General features: G+C 71.5%; 16 protein-coding genes. 6 read left to right on the plus strand and 10 right to left on the minus strand.

All coding sequences use genetic code 11. The annotated features are described in order from the left end of the window. Position 1: 1 nt before the first annotated feature. From pucL to uraD, 3 genes are read right to left on the minus strand one after another with little or no spacing between them, the layout of a single operon-like run. Positions 2-868 (minus strand): factor-independent urate hydroxylase, encoded by an 867-nt coding sequence (gene pucL, locus ACGF0J_RS25040; RefSeq protein WP_393149393.1) that lies wholly within the window; start codon positions 866-868, stop codon positions 2-4. Next, complete coding sequence (uraH, locus tag ACGF0J_RS25045) at positions 869-1,168, minus strand: hydroxyisourate hydrolase (protein WP_393149394.1); 300 nt, start codon at positions 1,166-1,168, stop codon at positions 869-871. Next, positions 1,165-1,674 (minus strand): 2-oxo-4-hydroxy-4-carboxy-5-ureidoimidazoline decarboxylase, encoded by a 510-nt coding sequence (gene uraD, locus ACGF0J_RS25050; RefSeq protein WP_393149395.1) that lies wholly within the window; start codon positions 1,672-1,674, stop codon positions 1,165-1,167. Before uraD ends, uraH begins: the two co-directional genes overlap by 4 nt. 147 nt (positions 1,675-1,821) lie before the next feature. Here uraD and ACGF0J_RS25055 point away from each other — a divergent pair, with 147 nt between their 5' ends. Beyond that, a complete protein-coding gene (locus ACGF0J_RS25055) occupies positions 1,822-2,661 on the plus strand; it encodes a deoxyribonuclease IV (protein WP_393149396.1) in 840 nt (279 codons plus the stop codon). A gap of 738 nt (positions 2,662-3,399) precedes the next feature. Here ACGF0J_RS25055 and ACGF0J_RS25060 read toward each other — a convergent pair. Both ACGF0J_RS25060 and ACGF0J_RS25065 read right to left on the minus strand, forming a co-directional pair. After that, on the minus strand, positions 3,400-4,776 hold the full coding sequence (locus tag ACGF0J_RS25060; protein WP_393149397.1) for a serine hydrolase: 1,377 nt from the start codon (positions 4,774-4,776) through the stop codon (positions 3,400-3,402). Beyond that, a complete protein-coding gene (locus tag ACGF0J_RS25065) occupies positions 4,773-5,030 on the minus strand; it encodes a hypothetical protein (RefSeq protein ID WP_393149398.1) in 258 nt (85 codons plus the stop codon). The genes ACGF0J_RS25060 and ACGF0J_RS25065 overlap by 4 nt, the downstream gene beginning before the upstream one ends. Positions 5,031-5,208: 178 nt before the next feature. On the opposite strand from ACGF0J_RS25065, the gene ACGF0J_RS25070 reads away from it, so the two are divergent. After that, positions 5,209-6,138, plus strand: a complete 930-nt coding sequence (locus tag ACGF0J_RS25070) for a helix-turn-helix domain-containing protein (protein WP_393149399.1) — start codon at positions 5,209-5,211, stop codon at positions 6,136-6,138. A 128-nt stretch (positions 6,139-6,266) separates the two neighbouring features. Here the strand turns inward: ACGF0J_RS25070 and ACGF0J_RS25075 are convergent, their stop codons facing one another. Next, positions 6,267-7,010 carry a LytR/AlgR family response regulator transcription factor gene (locus tag ACGF0J_RS25075; RefSeq protein ID WP_393149400.1) on the minus strand — a complete coding sequence of 248 codons (744 nt, stop codon included), beginning with the start codon at positions 7,008-7,010 and terminating at the stop codon, positions 6,267-6,269. Positions 7,011-7,118: 108 nt separating this feature from the next. After that, positions 7,119-7,715 carry a molybdopterin-dependent oxidoreductase gene (locus ACGF0J_RS25080; RefSeq protein WP_393149401.1) on the minus strand — a complete coding sequence of 199 codons (597 nt, stop codon included), beginning with the start codon at positions 7,713-7,715 and terminating at the stop codon, positions 7,119-7,121. Positions 7,716-7,980: 265 nt separating this feature from the next. On the opposite strand from ACGF0J_RS25080, the gene aroF reads away from it, so the two are divergent. The 3 genes from aroF to ACGF0J_RS25095 all read left to right on the plus strand — a co-directional run bounded on the left by aroF (position 7,981) and on the right by ACGF0J_RS25095 (position 10,875). After that, positions 7,981-9,012, plus strand: coding sequence for a 3-deoxy-7-phosphoheptulonate synthase (gene aroF, locus ACGF0J_RS25085; RefSeq protein WP_393149402.1), 1,032 nt, complete (start codon positions 7,981-7,983; stop codon positions 9,010-9,012). A 189-nt stretch (positions 9,013-9,201) separates the two neighbouring features. After that, on the plus strand, positions 9,202-9,474 hold the full coding sequence (locus ACGF0J_RS25090; protein WP_393149403.1) for a hypothetical protein: 273 nt from the start codon (positions 9,202-9,204) through the stop codon (positions 9,472-9,474). A gap of 3 nt (positions 9,475-9,477) precedes the next feature. Next, positions 9,478-10,875, plus strand: a complete 1,398-nt coding sequence (locus ACGF0J_RS25095) for a Dyp-type peroxidase (protein WP_393149404.1) — start codon at positions 9,478-9,480, stop codon at positions 10,873-10,875. A 90-nt stretch (positions 10,876-10,965) separates the two neighbouring features. Here ACGF0J_RS25095 and ACGF0J_RS25100 read toward each other — a convergent pair whose 3' ends face one another. Together ACGF0J_RS25100 and thiI are read right to left on the minus strand one after the other, a co-directional pair. Continuing rightward, positions 10,966-11,412 carry a MarR family winged helix-turn-helix transcriptional regulator gene (locus ACGF0J_RS25100; RefSeq protein ID WP_393149546.1) on the minus strand — a complete coding sequence of 149 codons (447 nt, stop codon included), beginning with the start codon at positions 11,410-11,412 and terminating at the stop codon, positions 10,966-10,968. A gap of 81 nt (positions 11,413-11,493) precedes the next feature. After that, positions 11,494-12,696: a tRNA uracil 4-sulfurtransferase ThiI gene (gene thiI / locus ACGF0J_RS25105; protein WP_393149405.1), complete on the minus strand. Its 1,203-nt coding sequence runs from the start codon at positions 12,694-12,696 to the stop codon at positions 11,494-11,496. A 205-nt stretch (positions 12,697-12,901) separates the two neighbouring features. Between thiI and ACGF0J_RS25110 the strand changes: the two genes are divergently transcribed. Next, positions 12,902-13,909, plus strand: a complete 1,008-nt coding sequence (locus ACGF0J_RS25110) for an MHYT domain-containing protein (RefSeq protein ID WP_393149406.1) — start codon at positions 12,902-12,904, stop codon at positions 13,907-13,909. 202 nt (positions 13,910-14,111) lie between these two features. On the opposite strand, the gene ACGF0J_RS25115 is transcribed toward ACGF0J_RS25110, so the two are convergent. Beyond that, on the minus strand, positions 14,112-15,137 hold the full coding sequence (locus ACGF0J_RS25115; RefSeq protein WP_393149407.1) for a 6-phosphofructokinase: 1,026 nt from the start codon (positions 15,135-15,137) through the stop codon (positions 14,112-14,114). Between the last annotated feature and the right edge of the window lie 111 nt (positions 15,138-15,248).

Consider the following 15,248-nt stretch of genomic DNA (forward strand, 5'->3'; position numbering starts at 1 on the left):
GCTACTCCCAGGCGAAAGCGGCGTCGGGGGCGTCGTCGCGGAGGACGGCGCCCTCGATCAGCCCGTACGGGCGGTCGGCGGCGTGGTACACCTCGCCGTCGTTGTCGAGGCCGAACGGCCTCAGGTCGACGAGGAAGTGGTGCCTGTTGGGCAGGGCCAGCCGCACCTCGCAGATCTCCTCGCAAGCGCGCAGCGCCCGCTCCCCCATCGCGTACAGCGTCTGCTGCAGCGACAGGCTGTGCGTCCCGGCGAACGCCTCCAGCAGGCTCCGCCGCACCCGCGCGTAGGAGGAGGCGTAGGAAGGGGTGTCGCCGGCGTGCCGCCAGCGGGCCGTGACGGCGGTGGCGAGGACGCGGTCGGCGGCGGGGGCGAGGGTGGTGTACTCGTCCACGACGAAGCCGTGGAACTCCGAGCCGGTCGTGTTCAGCAGGACGAGGTCCGTCAGCCCGGACACGACGGTGCTGCGGCCGTCGCGGTCGTGGTGCACGACGCAGGTGCGCACCTCGCCGCCGTCGCGCACGAACGAGTGCGGCGTGACGGGGACGCGGCTCCAGGCGTACTCCTCGATCTCGACCCGGGCGTGGTGGATCGCCGGCTGGGAGTCGACGAAGTGGCGGGCCAGCAGCAGCGCGAAGTCCTCGATCTGGTCCACGCCGTGCTTGCGGGCGAAGGCGTAGACGGTGTTCTTCTGCGTGTCGGTGGGCAGCACGGCGGAGTTGTCGCCGGTCAGGTGGGCGGGCTCCATCGCGCCGGACAGGGAGGTGCTGACGTTCAGGTCCTTGAGGTGGTGCGTGGCGCCGTCCCGGGTGACGCGGACGAGCCTGGTCTCCGCCTTGCCGTAGCGGTTGGGCCCCAGGGTGATCGGCATCTAGCTCCCTCGGTAGGTGGAGTAGGCGTACGGGCTGAGCAGCAGCGGCACGTGGTGGTGGGCCGAGGGGTCGCGGACGGTGAAGGCGATGACGACCTCCGGGTAGAAGGTGTCGCCGAGGTAGCCGCCGGTGTCGAAGACGACGCGGTTGACGCCGGGGCCGGCGGTCCAGCCCTTGATCCGGCCGTCGCCGTCGGTGCGGCCCTCGGCCACGACCCGGCCGTCGTGCTCCAGCCGTACGAGCAGCCCGGCGGCGGGGCGGCCGGTGACCGCGTCCAGCACGTGCGTCGAGAAGCTCACGGGGCCTCCCCGAGGAGTCTGGCGATCCGCAGCCCGGTGATGCGGGCCAGGTGGTCGCGTACGACGCCGCGTTCGGCGCTGTCGTCGTTGCCGAGGCGCTCGCGCAGCCCGGCCAGCATCTCGGCGCCGGTCAGGCCGGTGGCGCAGACGAGGTAGACGTGACCGAAGCGGTCCTCGTAGGCGCGGTTGCCGTCGGCGAGGGCCTGCCGCAGTTCGTCCGCCACGCCGGCCTGCTCCTGCCGCGACCAGGCCGCCTCCCTGCTCTGGCCGTCGGCGAGGGCGCCGATGCGGGGGTGGGCCGCCAGTGCTTCGAGCACGTCCGGCCAGTCCAGGGCGCGCACGGCCGCCCCCGCGGCGTCGGCCAGCGCCTCGGGGTCGGCGTACGGGCGGCCCGCGGCGACGGTCGCGGCGAAGACGCGGGAGGCGCAGCAGGCCAGCAGGTCCCGCTCCGCTTCCGCGGGAGCCAGCGCGTTGAACCGGTCGAGGCCGGCCACCGTGTGGGGCATGCCAGCAGTACACACATGTCCGTCGTGCCCGGTCCATCCGTAAGAACTCTCAACTGTCCAACCGGTTGGCCAGGACTTTTCGTCGCATGCTCCAAGCGTCGGCGGCGGACCCGGGTGGCGGTGGGGGCCCATAAACTGGGTCCCATCATGACCCCACGCTCTCTCATCGGCGGACACGTGTCCGTGACCGGCGGCCTGGCCACGGGCGGCCTGAAGTACATGGCCGAGATCGGCGCCGAGATGATCCAGGTGTTCGTCACCAACCCGCGCGGTTGGGCGCTGGCCGAAGGCAAGCCTGACCAGGACGCCAAGCTGGCCGAGTCGGGCGTCGACGCGTTCGTCCACGTGCCCTATCTCGCCAACTTCGGCTCGCCCAGCCCCGAGACGCTCGCCAACTCCGTCGCGCTGGTCCGCCACACGCTGCGGCGCGGTGTCGCCACGGGGGCCAAGGGCGTGATCGTCCACACGGGTTCGGCGGTGACCCAGCCGCGCGACGCGGCGATGCGCCAGCTCCACGAGCACCTGCTGCCGCTGCTCGACGAGATCCCCGACGGCGGGCCCGACCTGCTGCTGGAGCCGATGGCCGGCCAGGGTGCGATGCTGTGCGCCACCGTCCAGGACCTGGAGCCCTATCTCGCGGCGCTCGACTGGCATCCGCGGGCCGGCGTCTGCCTCGACACCTGCCACGCCTTCGCCGCCGGTCATGACCTGACGACCGCCGAGGGGGTGCGGGAGACGTTCGACGCCCTGCACAAGATCGCCCCGGGGCGGCTGAAGCTGATCCACGCCAACGACTCCAAGGACGACTGCGGTTCCAAGAAGGACCGCCACGAGAACATCGGGGCCGGCCGCATCGGCAGCCAGGCGTTCGCCGACCTGATGCGTCACCCGGCGGTGGCCGGCGTGCCGATCTGCATCGAGACCCCGGGCAAGGCCGACAAGCACCGCGCCGACATCGAGCTGCTCAAGCGCCTGCGCGACGGCTGACGCCGTCCGCGCCGTCCGCGGGTGCCGCGTCGTGGGCGCGGGACGTGAGCGGGTGGTGTTCGCGGGACGTGAGCGGGTGGTGTTCGCGGGACGTGAGCGGTTGGTGAGCGCGGGACGTGGCCGGGTGGTGATCGCGGTTCGTGTCGGGGCGCCCGCCCGCGATCCGGCGCCCCCGTACGGCCGGCTCGCGCTCTGCCCGCTCTGCGGAGCGGGCGCCCCTTCACGGACCCGGCGGGCGGGCCCCTACCCCCGGTCAAGGGCCCGACAGCCGTGGTGACCACGCGGTCACCGGTGAGTCCGGCGCATCAGTGCGACAGTGAGCCCCCCGGCTCGTCCACCCGATGCGCCGGAGTGGCTTGTCCGATGCGGAAACACTACGAGTGCGATCTTGTGGCTGACACCCCGTTCCCGCACAGCGCGGCGAACGGTCTGTAGTCAGCGCCATACGGAGCGTGTTGGAGGGTCGAGCGGTCGGTGCGGCGCGACGAACGGTCTTTCAAGGGGCTCGTACGCGCCTTACGCGCCTTCGGAGGGCGGGCGTGTGGTGGCCGGGCCCCGGGATCCACGGGCAGCGGTCAGGCGTGACCAGCGCAATCGCCCCTGCGCGCGGCGAGTGCCTCCCGCTGCCGCCCGGCTCCCGGCGCCGCCATGCGTGCGCGGCCCCCTCCCCCCCTCACGCCCGCCCGTCGCCGTCCAGGGGCTTCCCGACCGCCGCTGCCCGGCCGGTCGTGCACCCGGTCACCCCGACCGTGGATGCACCCGGCAGTTGGTGTGGAGGTATCGGGCAGGGCCGTCGGTGAAATCGTAGATCGCCACCGTCTGGGTGTCCTCCAGCGGGTCCGCCGGTGGCATCAGGAACTGTGTCTCGCTCACCGGGAGCAGGTCGTATCCGATGCGCTCCGGTCTTTCGATCAACCCTGCCTGCACCGGGTCGAGGACCAGGGTCAGGTGCAGCCGGCCGCCTTCGGCCGACACCTCGTACCGCGCGCCGGGGCGCTCGTAGACGCCTGCGTACCTGGACGGGTCGAGGTGCAGGGTCGTGTCCGGCGCGGGCAGGTCCGGGATGGCGACCGTGCCGAGGTCGGCCAGGATGTCGTTGAACACCCTGCGGTAGAACTCTTCTCGTGGTCCGCCGTTCGTCAGCATCGCGATGGCGGTGTCCGAGTCCGGCAGGAGCCGGAGCCGGGCGTTCTGGCCGATCGTGCTGCCGTCCGTGGCGTAGACGGTTTCGCCGTGCCAGTCACACACGATGAGCCCGAGCGCCCATGCCGGCCCGAACAGGTACGGATCCGGCACGGGCACCCGCGAACGCATCATCTCCCGGATGCTTCCGGGCGAGACGACGCGCTTCCCGTTCGGCGCCGTGCCGGCGGCGAGGAGGACGTGGGCCATCGCGAGCACTTCTCCGGTCGTCGAGGTGACGGCGCCGCCGGGGCCGAACGCACGCGGCAGGTAGTCCACCGGCGTGACGACGGGGCCCTCGTCCAGGGAGCGGATCAGGTGCCCGGTGGCGGCCCGGGTTTCGTCCACCTGCTCGCGCCCGCTGCTCGTGCTGGTCAGGCCCATGGGGTCGAACAGGCGATCCCGCATGACGTCATCCCAGCGTTTGCCGTCGACCACCTCCATGATCCGGGCGAGAACGGCATAACCCAGCGCCGCGCTGTAACCGTGGGTGCGCCCCAGCGGGAAGACCTGCGGCGCGTCGGCGATGTTGCCGACCATTCGCTCGTAGACGTCGTCGCCCTCGCCGGGATCGCCGTAGGCTTCCTCGATGCCGTTGGTGTGGTTCAGCAGGTGACGCGGGGTGGTCCTGGCGCTCGCCTCGAGATCGGCCACCGCGAAACCGGGCAGGTAGCTTCGCACCGGTTCGTCCAGCTCGACTTTCCCCTCGTCGACGAGCTGCATGAAGGCCAGCGCGGTCCACGTCTTGGTCATCGAGCCGCACTGGTAGACGGTGTCCGTCGTCGCGGGTTCCCGCGTCTCCACGTTCTTCACGCCGACCGCGAACTCGGTGACGGCTCCGTCGCGGAGCACGCCGATCGCGGCGCCCGGGATTCCGTACTCCGAAAGGAGTGCGGCGACCCGGGCCTGAAGCCGCGGCACGTCGAGCGTCATCGCGGGAGACCGACCGCGTTCGCGGCGTCCGCCTCGAAGTACTCCGTCGTGGCGTAGGCGCCGGTGTGTGTCTCGAAGAAGTCGCGGACAGCCTCGACGGACTCGTGGGTGATGATGTTCACCGCTTTGGCGCCGTCCCTGCTCGCGACCGCCACCTTCCACTTGGCGCCCTTGGGGAGCGCGGCGTGCGCCCTCTTCAGGCCGTCCCAGAACTTGCCGTCGTCGGAGACGGTCGACACTGCCATCACGTGCATCAAGGTGTTCCTTCCTTTCCAGGTGCGGAAAAGCTACGTTGCGTTTTGAATCTTGTCAACAAGATCTCTTGGCAAAACCCTAGGTAGAAGCGAATCGTTGCAACAAGACTGCGAGTAAATGCAACCCACTCCACCTGCCCGTTGCGATGTACTGTTGATGAACGCAAGGAGAGGAGCTGTGCCCGTGCCAGGAGGCAGGCTGACCCACGAGGACCGCCGCAAGATCGCGGCATGGCTGCGCGACGGGCTCGGGTACGCCGAGATCGGCCGCCGGCTCGGCCGGCCGACGTCCACGATCAGTCGTGAGGTCGCCCGCAACGGCGCACCCGGTGACTACCTGGCCGACCATGCCCAGCGGGTCGCCGGCCACCGTGCCCGCCGACGCAAGCGGGCCCGCCCCGCCGAGGCGGCGACCGACGGACAGCCGACCGAGGTGGAGCGCGGCTTCGTCGACCGGTTCGCGGCCCTGCTGGCCGCGACCGGCCTGCCCCGCATGCCCGCCCGGGTGTTCGTCTGCCTGCTCACCGCGGACGCCGGCGGCCTGACGGCGGCGGACCTGGTGCGCCGGCTGCAGGTCAGCCCGGCGTCGGTCTCCAAGTCCATCGGCTCCCTCGAATCCATGGAGCTGGTGGCGCGCCGACCGGACCCCGGCGGGCGGCGCGAGCGATACGTCATCGACGACGACGTCTGGCTCCGGGCGTGGCGGGCCGACACGGACGCACATGGCGAGATCGCCACCGCCGCACAGCGGGGCATCGAGATCTTCGGGGCCGACACGACCACCGGCGCCCGGCTCGGCACGATGGGCCGCTTCTTCGCCCGGCTCAGCGAACAGATGAGCGGCACCACCCTCGCCGAGACCGCCGTGCACGACGCGCTGACCGTGGTCGCCGCCCTCGTGCACGCCGGCCGGCCGCTCACCCTGGGCACGCTGGCCGGCGCGCTCGACTGGCCACGGGACCGCGCCGCCACCGCCTTGGACGCGATCCACCGTCGACCGGCCCTCACCGACCCCTTCGTCCTGCGGACCGCCGGGCCCGAGACCTACACGCTCACCACGAGACCGGACCGCCTGAGCCCGGCACAACGCGAAGCACTGGAGAAGTGAGCCCGGTCAGGCGCGCCGGCGCGTCCTCGACATCGGTGACGCGGTGCGGCGCGCGCAGGCCAGGCCGGGGCACCGGTGAGGGCCGCCGCGGGCCGCCCGAGAGGGCCGCGTACGTCAGGACGCGTACGTCAGGACAGGGCGGTGCGGTGCTGGTGGACGAGCTGTTCGCGGACCTGGCGGGTGTGGCGGCGGCTGACCTGAAGGGTCTCGGTGCCGACCGTCAGCGTCACCCGGCCACCCTCGAACCGCAGCTCGCTGACGTGCCGGCTGGACACCAGCGTGCTCCGGTGCACCCGGATGAAGCCCGCCTCGGCCCAGCGGCGTTCCAGGGCGGCCAGCGACATGCGTACGAGATAGCTGCCGTCGACCGTGTGCAACCGCACGTAGTCGCCCTTGGCCACGGCGAACCACACCGACTGCTGCGGCACGAACCTGGTGCGGCCGCCCAGCTCGACCGGAATGACGTCGTCCTGGCCGGGTTCGGCGGCGGCGGGCGAGGCGGCCGCCTGCAGCCTGCGGACGGCCTCGGCCAGGCGCGCGGCCCGGACGGGCTTGAGGAGGTAGTCGACGGCCTCCAGCTCGAACGCCTGAACGGCGCACTCCTCGTGCGCCGTGACGAAGACGAGCTTGGGCGGGCTGGGGAAGCCGCCGACGAGCCGGGCCAGGTCGAGCCCGCTCAGGCCCGGCATCTGGATGTCGAGGAACACGCCGTCGAGGCGCTCACCGGTGCCGATCATCTGCACCATGTCCTGCAAGGCCGTGACACCGTCGCAGGCGGTGGTCACGTGCTCGACCCGGGAGTCCTGGCGGAGCAGATATGCCAGCTCCTCCAGTGCGGGCTGTTCGTCGTCGACGGCCAGGAGACGCAGCATGCCATCTACGCTGACGCAAGAACGCCAAGGTCACAAGCGATACGCAAACCCTGGGTAAAGATTCGGCCACGATGAGCCACATGTAGGCGCGGGAAGAGGCGCCGCACCCTAGGGCGGCCCCTCGCCGGGCTCCTCCTGGTAGGAGTAGCGTTGCTCGCGCCACGGGTCGGCCACGTTGTGGTAGCCGCGCTCCTCCCAGAAGCCGCGGCGATCCTCAAGAAGATATTCCACGGCGCGCACCCACTTCACGCTCTTCCACGCGTACAGGTGAGGGACGACGGCCCGCACCGGGAACCCGCGGTCGGCGCTGAGCGGCTTGTCGTCGAGTTCGAGGGCGAACACCGTTCCCGGCGCGGTGAGGTCCGACATCCGCACGTTGGCGCTGTAGCCGTACTCGGCCCAGATCATCACGTGCCGGACGCCCGGGTCGGGCGGCGCGGCCCGCAGGAGGGTGGCCGGGCTCACGCCACGCCACTCGTTGCCCATGAGCGAGAACTTGGTGACGCAGTGGAAGTCGGCGAGCACGCTCGTCCGGGGCAGGCTCTCGAACTCCGGCCAGGTGAACCGGTGCTCCTCCCCCGAGGCGGTCGCCCCGAAGACGCGCAGGTCCCAGCTGTCCGGCCGGAACGAGGGCACCCTGCCGTAGTGGATCACGGGCCGGCCGCGCGGGACGTACTGTCCCGGGGGCAGGCGCGACTGCTCCACGATCACTCCCCTCGCACGGTCTCGCGGTCGTGAGTCATCCTCCCATCGGGCCGGAAGTGGTTGGCGATCGGGTGGGGTGCGCTACCATTACGCGTTATGCGCACCGCGTGGCTGTTTTGGTATGGCGACGGACCCGAGTCCGTTCGCCATCTGAGGCTGCGCTAGCAGACAGGCGAACGAAAGGCCCCGGGTCCGTTGCGGACCCGGGGCCTTTCGCGTTCCCTGGCACCTTTTCCCACCTGCGCTTTTCGTAAGGAGACAGCACATGGTCATCGTGATGGGCCCGCAGGCCACCGGTGAGGATCTCGCGTCGATCGTCACGGTCGTTCAGTCGGCCGGCGTCGAGGCGTTCGTCAGCAAGGGCGTGCAGCGCACGATCGTCGGGCTGGTCGGCGACGTCACCCAGCTCGACGCGGCGGCGCTGCGCGGCATGCGCGGGGTCGCCGACGTCATGCGGGTGTCGGCCCCGTACAAGCTGGTGAGCCGCGACAACCACCCGGACCGCTCGACGGTGCGGGTGGGCGGGGTGCCGATCGGCCCCGGAACGGTGACGCTGATCGCGGGTCCGTGCGCGGTGGAGACGCCGCGGCAGACGCTGGAGGCGGCCCTGATGGCCAAGGCGGCGGGTGCGACCCTGCTGCGGGGCGGCGCGTTCAAGCCGCGCACGTCGCCGTACGCGTTCCAGGGGCTCGGCGAGGAGGGGCTGCGCATCCTGGCCGGCGTGCGTGAGGAGACGGGCCTGCCGGTGGTGACCGAGGTGGTCGACGCGCAGGACGTGGATCTGGTCGCGTCGTACGCCGACATGCTGCAGGTGGGCACGCGCAACGCGCAGAACTTCGCGCTGCTGCAGGCCGTCGGCGCGGCCGGGAAGCCGGTGATGCTCAAGCGCGGCATGAACGCCACGATCGAGGAGTGGCTGATGGCGGCCGAGTACATCGCGCAGCGCGGCAACCTCGACATCGTGCTGTGCGAGCGCGGCATCCGGACGTTCGAGACGGCGACCCGCAACACGCTGGACGTCTCGGCGGTGCCGGTGGCGCAGCGGCTGTCGCACCTGCCGGTCATCGTGGACCCGTCGCACTCCGGCGGCCGGCGCGACCTGGTGCTGCCGCTGACCCGGGCGGCCATCGCGGTCGGCGCCGACGGCGTGATCATCGACGTGCACCCCCAGCCGGAGCTGGCGCTGTGCGACGGGCCGCAGGCGCTGGTCGACGGCGACCTGGACGAGCTGGCGGGCGTGCTGCGCGACCTGCCGGCGCTGCTCGGCAAGACGGCCGCGGCGGCGCTGACCATCTGATCCGGGTGAAGGGGCTCGGGCCGGTGCGGCGGTACCGGCCCGAGTCCGCTTCAGGGGCTCGGGCCGGCGCCCGAGCCCGTTTCAGGGGGCCTGAAGGTCGACTGCTAGGCTTCAGTTGTCCTGAAGGTTTGAGGAGGCCCGAATGGAAGCCCTGACGTCGCCGGTCCGCCGCCCTCCCGGGGAGGGAGCGTGAAAGGCCCGCTGACGCTGCGCATCGCAGCGGCGGTGGAGGCCGCCTCGCTGGCGATCCTGCTGACCAACCTGGTCACCGTGCACCTGAAGCCGGTCACGTCACTGCTCGGCCCGACGCACGGCACCGCGTACCTCATCGTCATCCTGACCACCCTGACGAGCCCCTTCCCCGCGGCCGTCCGCCGGCGCGCCCTCATCCCGGGGATCGGGGGCCTGCTCGCGCTGCGGCGGCTCCACGACCAGCCACTCGCCGAGACCGGGGAGGCGTGACCCATGCCGGATCAGCCGACCCGCTTCTCCCGCCGTTCCCTGATCACCTCGATCGCCGCGACCGCGGGCGTGGGCGGCGCGGTCGCCGCCTCGGGGGCGGGCGACCGCGGGACGGAGCCCGCCGTCCAGCTCACCCACGCCGCGGCGCCGAGAGGCACGGAGCCGTTCCACGGGCCGCACCAGGCGGGCATCGCCACACGCCAGCAGCAGTACGGGTTCTTCGCGGCCTTCGATCTGGAACGCGTGGATCCCCGGAGCCGCAAGCGCCTGACCACCGCCCACGTCGCCGCCAACTTCCAGCACCTCATGGAGCGGTGGACGGCCGTCGCCGAGCGCCTGACGCGCGGCCTGCCGCCCGGCCCGAACCCGATCGTCCGCCCCGGGGTGCCGGGCGACTCCGGCATCGCCGACGGTCTCGACCCGGCCCGGCTCACGGTGACGTTCGGCCTCGGGCCCGAGCTGTTCGAGCGGATCGGGCAGCGCGAACGGCGGCCCCACCGGCTCGCCCCGCTGCCCCGGTTCGGCACCGACCGGCTCCAGCGCGCCTGGTCCGGCGGCGAACTGCTCGTCCAGATCTGCGGCGACGACGCGCAGGTGATCAGCCGCGCCTTCCGCGCCGTGCGGAGCCGCGCCCCCGGGCTGGCCCGGCTGCGCTGGAGCCAGCAGGGGTTCCTGGGGTTGTTCGGCGACGCCACCCCGCGCAACCTGTTCGGGCACAGGGACGGCACCGCCAATCCCCGGCCCGGCACCGCATCGTTCGACAAGGGAGTCTGGGCCGGCCCCGACGAGCCGGACTGGTTCGCCGGAGGCACCTACCTCGTCTTCCGCAAGATCCGGATGGACCTGCCGAAATGGGACACCACGACGGCGCGCGAGCAGGATCTGACCATGGGCCGCCGCCGGACCGACGGCGCGCCGCTGAGCGGCGGGCACGAGTTCACCGCCCCCGACCTCACCAGGACCGGAGCGGACGGTGAGCGCCTCATCCCACCCGACTCCCACGTGGCCCTGGTGCACGGCATCCCGATGCTGCGCCGGTCGTACAACTACGACTACGCCGTGCAGGCGATCACCGAACCGATCCCGGACGCCGGGAAGCACGCGCACGGCGACGCCGACCATGACGACGCCGACCATGACAACGCCGACCATGACGACGCCCACCATGACGACGGTCACACGCACGACCACTCCGGCAGCGGGCACGACAGCTACGACAGCGGCGTGCTGTTCTGCGCCTACCTGCGCGATCCCGGCGAGTTCGTCCGCGCACAGCGCAAGCTGGCCGCCGCCGACCGGATGAACGCCTTCGTCCGGCACACGGGCAGCGCGGTCTTCGCCGTCCCGCCGGGCGTCAAGCCCGGGGGGAGCATCGCCGCCGCGCTGTTCCGGCCGAAGTGACCTGAACCTCGGCCCGGACCGTGACCACAACCGTGACCACAACCGTGACCGAAACCGTGGTGTGAACCGTGACCCGGACCGCCAGGGGGCTCAGGGCGCGAGGTCGCCGCTGAACGCGGCGCGGACGGCGTCGCCGATCTGCCGCTGGGCCGGCTCCGCGCCCGGGCCGAACATCCGGTCGTCCACCTCGGCCACCGCCCGCCGCGCCGCCTGGAGCAGGCGGGCGCCCTCCGGGGTCAGCTCGATCGTCGAGGCGGACCCGGCCCGGGCGGTGTGGTCACGCACCAGCCCGGCCGCGACCAGCGCCTTCACCGCGGCGTGCGCGGTCTGCACGGTGGTGCCGGACATCCTCGCCAGGTCGCTGAACGACACCCCCGGCACGCCGGCGATGTGGCCGAGCAGTCCCAGCCTGCGCACCGTCAGGTCGAGGGGGGCCAGGGCGGCGTTGAGCTCGGCCTCGACCCGCCGGGCCAGCGCCAGCGCGATGACGGACGTGCTCGCCACGGGCACACCGGCCCGGCCATCGTCGGACGGGATCTCGTCGGGCCGGGGATCGCGGGGCCGGCCTCCGTCGGCGGTCACCGACTCAGACCCCCGCCGTGCGGCAGCCGGTCACGATCACGACTCCAGGGTGTATTCCTGGATCGAGTCGGCGAGCTGGACGGCGAGCTCCTCGGCGTCCAGCCGCTTCTCGATCTGCTTCAGGTCCTCGATCTTGGCGCGGGTCTCGGCGCGCTTGGGGGCCAGCAGGCTGCAGCAGTCCTCGTCGGGCAGCTCGGAGATCTCCAGCGTGCCGATGCGGCGCGCCTCGGCCATGATCTCCGTCTTGTCCCAGCCCACCAGCGGGCGCAGGATGGGCAGGTCCACCGCGTGGTCCTGAGCGGTGATGTTCGCCAGGGTCTGGGAGGAGACCTGGCCGAGCGCGTCGCCGGTGACCAGCGCGGCGGCGCGGATGCGGTGGGCGACTTCCTCGGCCGTCTTGAGCATGAGCCGCCGCTGCGCGATGACGGCCAGGCGGTCCTCTCCCGACGTGCGGATCGACTGCTGGGCCTTGCCGAACGGCACCACCCACAGCCGCGACCCGCCCTGGAACCGGTCGAGCTTCCGGACCAGCGCGTATGCCTTGTAGATGGACTCGGACGTGGTGAACGGGATGCCCGAGAAGTGCAGGAAGTCGACGCGCAGGCCGCGCCGCATCATGCGGTAGGCCGCAACGGGCGAGTCGATGCCGCCCGACATGAGGACCAGCGCCCGGCCGCTGCTGCCGACCGGGAGGCCGCCCTGCCCGGGCAGGCCGCCGGTGAAGACGAACACCTCGTCGCGGTCGACCTCGATGAACAGGGTCAACTCGGGCTTGCGCAGGTTGACGGGCAGGCCGTACTCGTCGTTGATCGCGCCGCCGACCAGCCGGTCGAGCTCGTTGGAGCGCAGCGGGAAGCGCTTGTCGCGGCGGCGGGAGCGGACCGCGAACGGCGCGCCCCGCTTGACCTCCTCGCGGTCGCGCAGCAGCTCCAGCCCGGCCTTGAGCACCGTGTCGGGGTCCTTGGCGACGCGCCAGGCGGGGTGGATCCACACCAGGCCGGGCACGTCGGCCACCCGCTCGGCTACGGTCTGGGCCTGCTCGGCGGTGGCGCCCATGGGCAGGAAGACCGCGATGACGCCGTGCCGGCGGCGCACGTCGATCTTGAGGTCGAGCTCCTTGAGTGCGGCCCGGATGTTGGCGATGAGGCGACGCTCGAACAGTTCACGGTTCTTGCCCTTGAGGACGATCTCGCCCAGCTTGAGCAGAACGCATGGCTCGCCCAGGGCGGACATCGTCATGGCGGAACCTCCGAGGGAAGACGGGACGGCGCTGTGACCAACGCCGCGACCCATCGAGTTTAGTCCGCGCCGGGCAGTCAACCGGCAGCCCTGAGCAGCTCTCATGTTTCCGACACGCCCGATTGACAGATAGTCCAGTTATCCATGCAAATGGGACAGGGCAACTGCGACAATCCGGAGACCCCTAATGCAAGGAACTTGAATCATGTCCTCCGCTGTTACCCATTTCGCCCATGGCTTCATCACGCCGCTGCTGGCGTACGTGATGTCGTGCATAGGGTCGATGCTCGGACTGCGGCTGACCGCTCAGGCTCACGCCTCCCGGGGCGGCGCGCGGGTGCGATGGCTGCTCGGCGCGGCCATCTCCATCGGCGGCACCGGTATCTGGGTCATGCACTTCATCGCCATGATGGGCTTCCAGGTCGACGGCACCCAGATCCGCTACGACGTGCCGCTGACGGCCGTGTCGGCCGTGGTCGCGATCGTGGTGGTCGGCACCGGCCTGTTCCTCGTCTCGTACGGCGGCGGCCGCGTGCTCGCCCTGCTCGGCGGCGGCCTGCTCACCGGCCTCGGCGTGGCGAGCATGCACTACCTCGGCATGTACGCCATGAACATGTCCGCCCACGTCTCCTACGACCGCGCTACCGTGGCCGCCTCGGTGGCGATCGCGGTGATCGCCGCCACGACCGCGCTCTGGTTCACCCTGCGGGTCAAGCGCCCGATCTGGATCACCCTCGCCGCCCTCGTCATGGGCGTGGCCGTCTCCGGCATGCACTACACGGGCATGCTCGCGATGGAGGTCACGGTCGACCACGAGGCGGGGGTCGTGGAGGGCGCCGACGCCCTCGACTTCCTGGTGCCGCTGATGACCGTGATCAGCCTGATCACGCTCACCATGCTGCTCATGGTCATCCTGTCGCCGTCGGAGGAGGAACTGCACGAGGACGCCGAGTTGGCGGCCCGGCTGGAGCAGCGACGCCTGGCCTCTGCGCCGATCACCGCGACGCCGGTGGCGCAGTCGTCGTTCGCCGCGCCCGCGGAGCGCCGGGGCGGCCAGCCGCTCTTCGCCGCTCCGGTCCCTGACGTGCAGCCCACAGGCGGTCAGGCACCGTACCCGGGCGCGCCCGGCGGGCAGCCGCCCTACCCGCCGGAGGCGGCGCAGGACAGGGAGCCGGGCCGGTCACGTGGCGGCAGGTCACGGCGCGGCCGATAGCCGCGCCGGAACGCGACGCGGGGCGTGTCGGAGATGGGGTTCTCCGGCACGCCCCGCGCTGCTCGGACCAAGTCCCGGGTGCGGCTCGCGGCGCCTGGTGGGCCGCCGACTCTGCGCGCGCGGGCCGTACCCGTCGGACGAGGTCGTAGCGGTGACCCCGCAGGACAGAACGTACGGCCCGCCGCTTGCAGGCCGCTTTCACTCAGCCGAAGAAGACCTCGGCTTCGGCGTAGCGGGAGGCGGGCACGGTCTTGAGCTCAGCGGTCGCCTCGTCGAGGCCGACCCGGACGATGTCGGTGCCGCGCAGCGCCACCATCGTGCCGAAGTCGCCCTCGTGCGCGGCGTCGATCGCCTGCAGGCCGAACCTGGTGGCCAGCACCCGGTCGTAGGCGGTCGGCGTGCCACCGCGCTGGATGTGGCCGAGCACGGTGGTGCGGGCCTCCTTGCCGGTACGCTTCTCGATCTCCTTGGCCAGCACCTCGCCGATGCCGCCGAGCCGTACGTGGCCGAACGCGTCGAGCTCGCCCGCCTGGAGCGCCATCTGGCCCTCGATGGGATGGGCGCCTTCGGCGACCACGATGATCGGCGAGTAGCGGGTGCGGAAGCGCGACTCGACGTACTCGCAGACGCGGTCGATGTCGAACGGCTTCTCCGGGATGAGGATGACGTTGGCCCCGCCCGCCATGCCGGCGTGCAGCGCGATCCATCCCGCGTGCCGGCCCATGACCTCGCAGATCAGCGCCCGGTGGTGGGACTCGGCGGTGGTGTGGAGCCGGTCGATGGCCTCCACGGCGATGTTGACGGCCGTGTCGAAGCCGAAGGTGTAGTCGGTGCCGGACAGGTCGTTGTCGATGGTCTTGGGCACGCCCACCACGTGGACGCCGCGGTCGTAGAGCTGCTTGGCGACGCCCAGGGTGTCCTCGCCGCCGATGGCGATCAGGGCGTCGACGCCGGTGGCGGCGAGGTTCTCCTTGATCCTGTCGACGCCACCGTCGATCTTCATGGGGTTGGTGCGCGACGAACCGAGGATGGTCCCTCCGCGCGGGAGGATGCCCCGCACGGCCTGGATGTCCAGCGGCATGGTGTCGCCTTCGAGCGGTCCACGCCAGCCGTCGCGGAAACCGACGAACTCGTGGCCGTAGACGCCGACTCCCTTCCGTACGACAGCCCTGATCACGGCGTTGAGACCGGGGCAGTCGCCGCCCCCGGTCAGCACTCCAATACGCATGACGGGTTCCTCCCGATGAGCTTCAGGACCAGAATCGCATTGTGCCCGCCCGAAAGGCGAGTGGTCTAGACCAAAAGGTGAGCGTAGCGATCGCAAACCCGCACGGCAGTC

Source organism: Nonomuraea sp. NPDC047897 (assembly GCF_043204415.1).
Taxonomy (GTDB): Bacteria; Actinomycetota; Actinomycetes; order Streptosporangiales; family Streptosporangiaceae; genus Nonomuraea.

Coding starts and splice junctions, on each gene's coding strand:
- ACGF0J_RS25075 (WP_393149400.1), bottom strand. CDS start 7,010: ATGCTGCGTCTCCTGGCCGTCGACGACGAACAGCCCGCACTGGAGGAG.
- ACGF0J_RS25095 (WP_393149404.1), top strand. CDS start 9,478: ATGCCGGATCAGCCGACCCGCTTCTCCCGCCGTTCCCTGATCACCTCG.
- ACGF0J_RS25115 (WP_393149407.1), bottom strand. CDS start 15,137: ATGCGTATTGGAGTGCTGACCGGGGGCGGCGACTGCCCCGGTCTCAAC.
- ACGF0J_RS25110 (WP_393149406.1), top strand. CDS start 12,902: ATGTCCTCCGCTGTTACCCATTTCGCCCATGGCTTCATCACGCCGCTG.
- ACGF0J_RS25055 (WP_393149396.1), top strand. CDS start 1,822: ATGACCCCACGCTCTCTCATCGGCGGACACGTGTCCGTGACCGGCGGC.
- ACGF0J_RS25065 (WP_393149398.1), bottom strand. CDS start 5,030: ATGCACGTGATGGCAGTGTCGACCGTCTCCGACGACGGCAAGTTCTGG.
- thiI (WP_393149405.1), bottom strand. CDS start 12,696: ATGACGATGTCCGCCCTGGGCGAGCCATGCGTTCTGCTCAAGCTGGGC.
- uraD (WP_393149395.1), bottom strand. CDS start 1,674: ATGCCCCACACGGTGGCCGGCCTCGACCGGTTCAACGCGCTGGCTCCC.
- ACGF0J_RS25060 (WP_393149397.1), bottom strand. CDS start 4,776: ATGACGCTCGACGTGCCGCGGCTTCAGGCCCGGGTCGCCGCACTCCTT.
- pucL (WP_393149393.1), bottom strand. CDS start 868: ATGCCGATCACCCTGGGGCCCAACCGCTACGGCAAGGCGGAGACCAGG.
- aroF (WP_393149402.1), top strand. CDS start 7,981: ATGGTCATCGTGATGGGCCCGCAGGCCACCGGTGAGGATCTCGCGTCG.